Source organism: Clostridium chromiireducens, from assembly GCF_002029255.1.
Lineage (GTDB): Bacteria > Bacillota > Clostridia > Clostridiales > Clostridiaceae > Clostridium > Clostridium chromiireducens.
In genome coordinates, this window is the sequence record NZ_MZGT01000112.1 from 1 (window position 1) to 10,594 (window position 10,594).

8 protein-coding genes are annotated in these 10,594 nt (G+C 31.2%); 7 read left to right on the forward strand and 1 reads right to left on the reverse strand.

Annotation, left to right across the window (positions count from 1 at the left end; translation table 11 throughout):
* Window positions 1-269 precede the first annotated feature (269 nt).
* The gene (locus CLCHR_RS22695; protein ID WP_079442180.1) at window positions 270-2,273 is read left to right on the forward strand and encodes a methyl-accepting chemotaxis protein; all 2,004 of its coding nucleotides are present in this window, start codon (window positions 270-272) and stop codon (window positions 2,271-2,273) included.
* A 298-nt stretch (window positions 2,274-2,571) separates the two neighbouring features.
* On the opposite strand, the gene CLCHR_RS22700 is transcribed toward CLCHR_RS22695, so the two are convergent.
* Window positions 2,572-3,264, reverse strand: a complete 693-nt coding sequence (locus tag CLCHR_RS22700) for a 5'-methylthioadenosine/adenosylhomocysteine nucleosidase (protein WP_079442181.1) — start codon at window positions 3,262-3,264, stop codon at window positions 2,572-2,574.
* 346 nt (window positions 3,265-3,610) lie between these two features.
* On the opposite strand from CLCHR_RS22700, the gene CLCHR_RS22705 reads away from it, so the two are divergent.
* From CLCHR_RS22705 to manZ, 6 genes are all read left to right on the forward strand, one after another.
* Window positions 3,611-4,375, forward strand: a complete 765-nt coding sequence (locus CLCHR_RS22705; protein ID WP_079442182.1) for a tRNA threonylcarbamoyladenosine dehydratase — start codon at window positions 3,611-3,613, stop codon at window positions 4,373-4,375.
* A 133-nt stretch (window positions 4,376-4,508) separates the two neighbouring features.
* Window positions 4,509-7,307, forward strand: coding sequence for a sigma-54-dependent transcriptional regulator (locus CLCHR_RS22710; RefSeq protein WP_079442183.1), 2,799 nt, complete (start codon window positions 4,509-4,511; stop codon window positions 7,305-7,307).
* A 215-nt stretch (window positions 7,308-7,522) separates the two neighbouring features.
* On the forward strand, window positions 7,523-7,945 hold the full coding sequence (locus tag CLCHR_RS22715; protein ID WP_079442187.1) for a PTS sugar transporter subunit IIA: 423 nt from the start codon (window positions 7,523-7,525) through the stop codon (window positions 7,943-7,945).
* Window positions 7,946-8,023: 78 nt separating this feature from the next.
* A complete protein-coding gene (locus CLCHR_RS22720) occupies window positions 8,024-8,515 on the forward strand; it encodes a mannose/fructose/sorbose PTS transporter subunit IIB (protein ID WP_079442184.1) in 492 nt (163 codons plus the stop codon).
* A gap of 160 nt (window positions 8,516-8,675) precedes the next feature.
* Window positions 8,676-9,470, forward strand: coding sequence for a PTS mannose/fructose/sorbose transporter subunit IIC (locus tag CLCHR_RS22725; RefSeq protein ID WP_079442185.1), 795 nt, complete (start codon window positions 8,676-8,678; stop codon window positions 9,468-9,470).
* Between the two features lie 2 nt (window positions 9,471-9,472).
* A complete protein-coding gene (manZ, locus tag CLCHR_RS22730) occupies window positions 9,473-10,315 on the forward strand; it encodes a PTS mannose transporter subunit IID (protein WP_202117359.1) in 843 nt (280 codons plus the stop codon).
* Window positions 10,316-10,594: the final 279 nt, after the last annotated feature.

Below are 10,594 nucleotides of genomic sequence, written 5' to 3' on the forward strand. Positions count from 1 at the left end.
GTTTAAAAGACAGATAAATAAATATAATTAATTCTATAGCAATTATCGACATTAAAATAGAAAAATAAAGTTAAAAATATTAAAATAGTTTAATTTCGACGACTTGAATATAATAAAATACAATGTTATTATAGAAATATTACATTTTACCCTATTTAGAAATATTATAGTAGTGAGGCAAATTACATTTAGTGTGTTATTTTTTTATAGCACATGGTTTTATGTAATTTATTTTTTTAATTAAGAATTAGTTTTATAGGAGGTTAAGTATGAAAAAAAATAGTAAGTTGTTTAGAAAAATAGTGGCATGTATTGTTATTATGCTTATGGTGCCAACGTTAACAGTTGGGATAGTATCCATTGTTAAATCTAATATTGTATTAGAAAATAATTTGAAGACAACAAGTATTCAAACAATCAAAGAAGTCGATAAAGGATTTACTCAATATTTAGAAATACTAAATACACAACTGAGAGTAATATCAAAAAATGCTGATATTAAAGATTTATCAAACCTACAAGCAGATCATTCGCTAATAGCTAAACATGTACAAGATATATTTAGTGATACAAAGGGTTCGGTAAATGGTATTATTAATGCAGGATATGCAGGTGAGTACGGTGAACTTGTATTAGATAGTGGGGTAATGACCATTAATGAATTTAATTATAAGGAAAGAGAATGGTATAAAAAAGCTAAAGAAGCAGATGGAAAAGTTGTATACATAAAGCCTTATAAAGATAGTGTTACAGGAAAGCAAGTAATGACAGTAGCGCAGTCAGTTAAAGATGATAAAGGGCAATTTACTGGTGTTATAGTGATAGACGTGTCTTTAGATTCCATGAAAGAATATATTAGTAATATACAGTTATTAAATTCAGGATATATATTATTGGTCGATAAAGATGGAGATATTGTGGCGAATAATGATAAGAATGAAGAAGCAGAGGATAATGTTAGTGGCTTACCATTCTGGGAATCAGCTAAAAATGAGGAAAGAGGAGTATATACTTGGAAATATAATGGAAAGTCATTCTATACATGCCAGGAGACGGATGCATTAACTGGGTGGAAGATGATTGGAATCATTGATAGCAAAGAAGTAACTGATAATGTTATGACTATGAAGACAACGGTAATTATGACTAGCTTGCTATGTATAATTATTGGAATAATTATATCGATGCTTTCTGCATCATATATTATGAAAGAGATAGGAAAATTAAAGAAGGCATTTAATAATGTTGCACAAGGTGATTTTACTCAAAGAATTGCTGTTACAGCAAAAGATGAATTTGGAGACCTTGGAGATAACTTTAATTCAATGATAGATAGTGTATTGAACTTAATGAAAGGTGTGCAAAGTACGTCATCTCATTTAATTGAAACGGCTTTTAGCATATCAAGCATGTCAGAAGAAACCACAGCGTCAATATCTGAAGTATCAAATGCAATACAGGAAGTGGCTAGTGGAGCAACAAGTCAGGCGCAATCTGCAACAGAAGTGGCAATGAGTGTTGAAGAATTATCAGATAGAATAGACGAAATCAGTAATGAAACAACGCATATTAATGGTTTATCAAAGGAAACTGAGAAATTAAGTACTCAAGGTTTAGTTATACTTAATGACCTAATAAGTAAGGCTGAAAAATCTAAAGAGAATGCAATTAAATCTGGTGGCATGGTTCATGAAATGGGCGAAAGTATAAACAAGATAAATTACATATCTGATGCAATAGCCGGAATAACTGAACAAACTAATCTTCTTGCTCTAAATGCAAGTATTGAGGCAGCAAGAGCGGGAGAGGCAGGAAAAGGATTCGCAGTAGTTGCAGAAGAAATTAGGAAATTAGCAGAGGAATCTAAGATGTCCACAGATGAGATAAAAGCAATTGTTGGAGAAATAAATAGCAAGAACAGTGCAACTAAAATAGCCATGGAAGAAAGCAAAAATATGTCGCAAAAACAAGGGGAGGCAATAAAAGAAACTGAAGATATATTCAATAGAATAGTTGATTCAATAATGCCTCTAACAGGTGCAATTGAAAATATTAAAGTATTAAATGAAAAGATGCACCAAAATAAAGAAGTTGTTAAAGCGCAGATTGAAAATATAGCAGCAGTATCAGAAGAATCAGCATCTATATCTGAAGAAGTAACAGCATCAGCACAAGAAGTAAGCGCAACAATGGACGAACTTACCCAATATGCAAGCAACCTTCACGATATATCAAATGAACTTAAAGATGAACTTAAGAATTTTACATTATAAGATTTATGATTTAGAATAGTAGAAATATGTAAGATAAATCAATTATAATTTAAATTTATGTTTTGAAATACATACCTTAACCAGAAAGAGAAGGTGCTCTTTTACGCAGTGTTGCATTGAAAAAATAATTGTAGGCATTTCTTCAGTAAAAGTTGTTCCATCCTTGCTTGTCATGAGCTTGCCTCAGGAACATGCAGGGATGGGCACAACTTTTACTGTTAGAAATCCACAATTATTTTTTCCGGCAACCGAGTAACAGAGCACCTTCTTTTTCGGCAGGGTATTGTATAAACTTAAATTACATCATTTCAAGCATTTGTTTAAGTATTCTAGTTGAATTTTTAACTGCAACTGGAATGAATTTTTGATAATCCATATGTGCTCCGTTATTTGCGTTATCAGAAATAGATCTAATAACTACAAACGGAATTGAATTTAAGTAACAAACTTGAGCTATACTTGCACCTTCCATCTCGCAAGATATTGCTCCAAACTCTTTATCAAGCCATTGAATTTTTTCTATATTCGCGATAAATTGATCACCAGAAACAATTCTTCCTGTAAAGCTATTTAATTCAGGAATTGATTCGCAAGCTTTTTTTGCTATAGAAATCATTTCTGCATTACATTTAAAATCAAATGTATCTAGTCTTGGAATTTGACCCATTTTATCTCCAAATGCTGTAGTATCCATATCGTGTTGTACTAAATTCTCTGCAACAACAATATCTCCAGGGTAAATATTTTTACCAATTCCACCAGCAACTCCGACATTGATGACTCTATCTACTTTGTATTCAGAAGCTAATATTTGAGTGCAGATAGCTGAGTTAACTTTACCAATTCCACAAACTACAGTTACGACATCTTTTCCATATAGCTTTCCTTTATGAAAAGTCATATTTGCCTTTTCGTTTTTTTCTTCAAGTGTTACATCTTTTAGTAAGATTTCAAGTTCTTCTGCCATAGCGGCAATTATTCCTATAGTCATTAAAAATAATCCTCCTAGAATATTAAATTAGTATAAATGATAAATATCTTGTTAAATTGTAGAGTATAAACAAAATATTTGAGTTAAATATATAATACTAATTTATATTATAATCATTGCTTCACAAATTTGATAGGTAAATATATTAAATAATAATGTGAACAAAATAGATGTTTGTAGTTAAAAATTTTATTGCTAAGATTTAATTAATTTTTATGGTATAATAACAATTAACAAATCAAACTATAAAATAAAAGGTAAAATATATATTGTAGCGATAGCTATACAAATATTAAACATAAGATAAATTATAGAATTTAATTATTTAAATAAGGGGAGAAAAGATATGACAGCACAACATTCTTTATCAAGAACAGAACTTTTAATAGGTAAAGATGGGTTAGATAAATTGAAAAATAGTAAAGTGGTTGTTTTTGGTGTAGGAGGAGTAGGAAGTTATACTATTGAAGCTCTTGCTAGAGCAGGAGTTGGAGAGCTAATTATTGTTGACGATGATACAGTTTGTTTAACAAATCTAAACAGACAGATACATGCAACTTATAAGACAATAAGTCAATCTAAAGTTGAAGTTATGAAAGATAGAATTTTATCAATAAATAGAGGATGTAATGTAATAACACATGAAATCTTTGTTACACAAGAAAATATATCGACAATAATACCTGATGATGCTGACTATGTTGTTGATGCAATAGATACAGTTTCGGCGAAACTTGGACTTGTGGAATATTGCGATAAAAAGGGAATTAAAATAATGAGTTGTATGGGAACAGGAAATAAGCTAGATCCTACACAATTTAAGGTGACAGATATATTTAAAACAAAGATATGTCCACTTGCTAAAGTTATGAGATCTGAATTACGCAAGAGAGGAATAGAAAAGTTAAAGGTTGTATACTCTGAGGAAGTTCCAATAAAACCGGCTTATGATGTTGTTACGTGTAAAACTGGGTGTGTTTGTACAGGTGGTACTAAGAAGTGTGCTATTAAAAGACAAATACCAGGCAGTATATCATTTGTTCCTCCAGTAGCAGGTATGATAATCGGTGGCGAAGTTATAAAAGATATATTAGAAATAAATAAGAAGTAAATTCTACGAATAATGAACTAAAATTAGATATAGAAAAGTATATAACAAATAAAATTCACAATATATTCAATTAATAGTAGGTAGTATTAATAATATATTGTGCTTTTTTGCTTATCAAAGAAAGGTGATAATTATGAAACGTATTGATAGGATTTATAATTATATAGAAAGTAATTCTGAGAAGTTTACAAAGAATAATCTTTTAGAGATAAAGGGTTTCAGCGCCCAAGAAATTGGAGACAGCCTAGATATATTAAGAAGTAATGTGTCTAGAGAGCTTAATACCCTTTGTAGAGATGGAAAAATAATTAAAATAAAAAATAGACCTGTCCTTTACTTTGATAGGAAAAGCTTTGAAGAGATATTATCTGTGAAATTACCAGAAGATTTGGAAGAGATATTAAGTATTGAAGATTTTATATCTAATGATGAAGAAACTAACGACAGAGAACAATCTCCTTTTAATTATCTTATTGGAGCAAATACTAGTCTAAAAAATCAAATTGAACAAGCTAAAGCTGCATTATTATATCCTCCTAATGGGCTTCATACGTTAATAATTGGTAGTACGGGTGTTGGAAAAAGCTTGTTTGTTAATATAATGTATGAATATTCTAAGTATATAAAAAAACTACCAGAGGATGCTCCGTTTGTGGTATTTAATTGCGCAGACTATTGCAATAACCCACAACTTCTTTTATCTTATATTTTTGGTCATGTTAAGGGGTCTTTTACAGGAGCCGAAAAGGAGAAAGAAGGAATAGTTGAAAAAGCTAATGGAGGAATACTATTTTTAGATGAGATACATAGGCTTCCTCCAGAGGGTCAAGAAATGATTTTTTATTTTATGGACACTGGAACCTATAATAAACTTGGTGAAGCAGACAGGCATAGAAAAGCAAATGTATTATTAATAGGAGCAACAACAGAAGATCCTAGCTCTACACTGCTTAATACTTTTATAAGAAGAATTCCGATAACTATAGTCATCCCTAATTTTGAGGAAAGACCTATAGAGGATAAATTGGAATTGATACATTATTTATTGTCAAAGGAAGCACAAAGGGTAAATAAGACAATCAAAATATCATCGGAAGCGGTTAAAGCTTTAATAGGGAGTGCTACCTATGGGAATGTAGGACAATTAAAGTCAAATATACAATTAGTATGTGCTACAGGATTTTTGAATTGCATGAATACTGATAAATGTATTGATATTAATTTAAATCTACTTCCCCTTAATATTAAGAATGGCGCAGCTAATTTCGAAGGCAAATTAAAGGATAATACAGAGGTCTGGAGTAGAATGCCAAAGAGTTTAATCATTAAGCCTGATGGTAATAGGACATTTTTAGAAACTGACGCCTATGAACCGCCATTTAACATATATAACATAATAGAGGATAAAGCTTTTGTTCTCCAAGAAGAGGGTATGAGTGATCATGATATAAAAAATTATATAGCAACTGATATAAATGTTCACTTGAAGCAATTTTATGCTAGGTTCAAAAGTGATGGAAACCGTAGAGAGGGATTATTGAAGATTGTTGATAAGGACATTGTTGATTTTGCACAAGAAATCAAGATGTTGGCTGAAAGTAGATTGAGTAAAAAATTAAATGATAGATTTATTTATGCTATAAGTCTGCATTTTAGTGCACTATTCAATAGAATAAAGAAAAATACAGTTTCTTTTTCTGCAAGTATTGAATTACCATCGTCAATTGACAGTAAAGAGTATGATGTAGCTAAAGAAATTCATAAGCTTATAGAAGATAGATATAATTTAATAATTCCAAGTGTAGAAATCGAATACTTGGCATTGCTTCTCAATTCTATACAAGAGTTATCGCATCAAGAAAGAGTTGGAATTGTTGTTGCAGCGCATGGGACAAGTACTGCAACCAGTATGGTTTCAGTAGCTAAAAGACTTTTTGATGCAGAGAACATACTTGCAGTGGATATGCCTCTAGAAAGAACGCCGTCGGAGATTCTAGAAAATGTTATTGAGAAAGTAAAACAAGTTGATGAAGGAAAAGGTGTACTGCTTTTAGTTGATATGGGGTCTTTGAATAGTTTTGGAGAAGCCATTACTGAAAAAACAGGAATTAATACTAAAAGTATTGATATGGTTTCAACTGCATTGGTTTTAGAAGCTGTAAGGAAATGCTCACTTTGTGATACGGATTTAAATTCGGTATATTCTTATTTATTTACTGATTTTAGAGGATATACAAGTAATATTAACCCAGAAGGAAAAGTGGGCGAAGACCATGTTATAATCACAATATGTTCAACAGGGAAAGGTGCAGCTATTAAATTAAAGGAATTAGTAGAGGCTGTAACTAAAAATATAGCAATGAATGATAATATTAGGATTATCCCAGTGGGATTAAACAATCTAAATCACTCAATAGAACAAATCTCCGCTAAAAATAAAATTTTAGCTCTCGTTGGGATAGCAAATCCGAATATGGGTATTCCATTTATATCAATTGAGGAATTGATTGATGGCTCAGGTGAGAACATTTTAAGAAATATTATTGAAGGAAAAAGCGTTATGCCATGCGTTAAAGGAGAAAATCAAATTGTTCTAAAAAATCTATGTAAGCAAACTTTAACTGAAATACTAACTTTCCTTAATCCAGAGAAAATATATTCTCTGTTAGATGATTTTATAAAATCTATTGAGAGCTCGTTAAATGTTAATTATGAAAATCCAGCCAAGTTAAGAATAATGTTTCATGTTGCATGTGCATTAGAAAGAATGCTGTTAAATAGCGGATTGACATATGATTCTGAAGATTTTGATCTAGACCCTGAATATTTAAAGGCTTTAAAGGGAGCTAATTTAATATTTAAAGAAGCATTATCAATAGAATTAACGGATGATGAAATATATTACATGGTTGATGTCATTAATGTGTGTTAAAATTCATTAATCTTAAATAAATAATGTGTTAAAAGAAATAAAAAAGTGTGTTGAAAGATACTTTAGTGTGTCAAAAGAGGGGTGGATATGCAATATATGCATTGAAAATTCACGATTGGACATAGAAGTATCTTTTGACACACTTTTTTGGCATGGTAATTGCTAAATATATGAGTATAGAAACAATATATGTAGCAAGAAAGGATGATGAAATAATGATCTCAGTAATAGTAGGAACTCATGGCATGTTTTCAGAAGAAATTCTTAAGTCTGCAGAAATGATTTTTGGAGGCCAAGAAAACGTAGCCAGTGTTACTTTTAAACCTGGTGAAGGTGTAGATAATTTAGTTGAAAAATATAATAAAGTCATAAATGAGTTAGATAGTAAAGACGGAGTTTTATTTATGGTTGATCTTTTTGGAGGGAGCCCATTTAATGCAGCCAGTATAATTGCAATGAAACATGAAAATATGGAGATTGTAACAGGCGTTAATTTACCAATGATTTTAGAGGTTTTAGGTAGTAGAGATTTCTCAAGTTTATCAGAGTTATTGGAGATTGCAAATAACTCAGGGAAAGATGCTATCAAGGTACTAAATAAAAATTTAGAAGAAGATCTTGAAGACGAATTAGTATAGATATTTTAATTAGATAAAGAATTACATGTAATTTAATATAAAACAAATAAAAACATAAAGAAGGCGGGAAATAAAATTATGGAAATTAGTTTTGTAAGAATTGATGACAGATTAATACATGGACAAGTTGCAACAGTTTGGACAAAGGAGAGCGGGTGTAACAGAATATTTGCCTGTAGTGATGAAGTTGCAGCAGATGACTTAAGAAAACAACTAGTAATTCAAGTGTCACCACCAGGAATAAAAGCATATGTGCTTCCAATAGCAAAAGCAGTTGAAGCATATAAGAATCCTAAATTTGATAGTTTTAAAACGTTGTTTTTATTCACAAATCCAACAGATGTGCTTAGGGCAGTTGAAGGTGGGATAGATATTAACTCTGTAAATGTTGGTGGAATGTGCTTTAAAGCTGGTGATAAACAAATTACAAATGCATTATGTATGAATGAGGTTGATATTGAAGCATTTAAAAAGCTTCATGAAAAAGGCATTGAATTAGAGGTAAGGAAATTGGCAAAAGATCCTAAAATAGATTTAATGGATAGATTGAGAGAATTAAAACTTATATAGATGTAGATTTTAGTTAGTAATGTATGGTCATAAATTAAAGAAAAGTACTTTCGGGATTTCTTACAACATGGTATTAGGGAATATATAACTTGGACTAAAAATTAGATATATAAATTTAAAAATTTTATATATAAATTAAGAAGAAAGAGGGGAATTATAAATGAGCACTTTACAATTAATTTTATTAGTAGTAGTTGCAGCAGTTGCTGGTATGGCTAGTGTACTTGATGAGGCACAATTTCATAGACCATTAATTGCATGCACACTAGTCGGACTTGTATTAGGAGATATTCAAACTGGAATTATATTAGGTGGAACACTTGAGATGCTAGCGTTAGGATGGATGAATGTTGGTGCAGCTATGGCGCCAGATGCAGCCCTTGCAAGTGTAATTTCAGCAATCCTTGTAATTGTTGGTAAGCAATCAATCGGAGCAGGTATTGCAGTAGCAATTCCAATTGCAGCAGCAGGACAAGTTCTTACTATATTTGTAAGAACAATAACAGTATTCTTCCAACACTTAGCTGATAAGTATGCGGAAAGTGGTAATACAAGAGGAATTGAAATGTGTCACTTCTTAGGATTATCACTTCAAGGAATACGTGTAGCTGTACCAGCTGCAATCGTAGGAGTACTTGCAGGTACAGATGCTGTAAATGCAGCCCTTGCAGCCATCCCACCAGTAATAACTAGAGGACTTCAAGTATCAGGTGGATTCATAGTAGTTGTTGGGTATGCAATGGTAATGAACATGATGAATAGCAAATCACTATTACCATTCTTCTTCATTGGATTTTTACTAGCAGCATTTACAAACTTCAACTTAATCGGATTTGGTGCAGTAGGAGTTATTGCAGCAATATTCCATATTAAATCAATAGCTAATGAAGGTAAAGTAGCAACTGCTGGGACTTATGGTGTTGATGATGTCGATGATTCAGAATTAATGATGTAAATATGGTTGAGGGGGATACGATAATGAGTGAAAAGAAATTAAATAAAAGTGACATAATAAGCATGTTTATTCGTTCAAATTTCCTTTTAGGGTCATTTAACTTTGAAAGAATGCAAGCTATAGGATTTTGCGTAACTTTAATACCGGCTTTAAAGAAACTATACAAAGGCGATGAACTAAGTGCCGCACTTAAAAGACATTTAGAATTTTTTAATACACAACCATTTATGGCAACACCTATCATGGGAATAACAGCAGCAATGGAAGAGCAAAAAGCAAATGGAGCAGATATAGATGAAGGATCAATAAGCGGTGTTAAGATTGGACTTATGGGACCACTTGCTGGAGTTGGTGATCCAATATTTTGGGGGACTTTAAGACCTGTGCTTGCAGCACTCGGAGCAGGACTTGCACTTACTGGAAGTATAATAGGACCATTAATATTTTTTATAGGCTTTAATACAATAAGGCTTGCAACAAACTGGTATGGAATGTTCTATGGATATGAAAAGGGAACTCAACTAGTTTCTGATATGTCAGGAAATAAGCTTAGATATCTTACAGAAGGATCGTCAGTACTTGGATTGCTTGTTATAGGTGGACTTGTTTCTAAGTGGACAAGTATTAATATACCATTTGTTCTTTCTAGGTATACGCAATCTGATGGAAAAGAAGTAGTTACAACTGTCCAAAGTGTATTAGACAGTTTAATGCCAGGATTAGTTCCACTATTATTAACATTCTTATGTATGTACTTATTAAAGAAAAATGTAAATCCTTTATTAATAATATTCGGATTATTCGCGGTAGGTATCTTGGGCGTAGCTTGCGGAATATTACAATAAAATTAATATAGAATTATATAAAAATAAAAGCTAAATAGTAAAATTATGTAGAAGCACTCCAAAATAAAATCCACAACATGTTGAGAAAACGTAAAAGTTATCAACAACATGTTGTGGATTTTGTGCATAAGTATAGCTTTTTAGTAAACATTGTGGATTATATTTAATATTCCACAATGTTTATGTTAACTATATAATCTTAAAATAATGTATTTAAAGTATAAATTAGTATACAGTTAACATAAATAAACATAAATATAATTTTGTATTATAATGTAG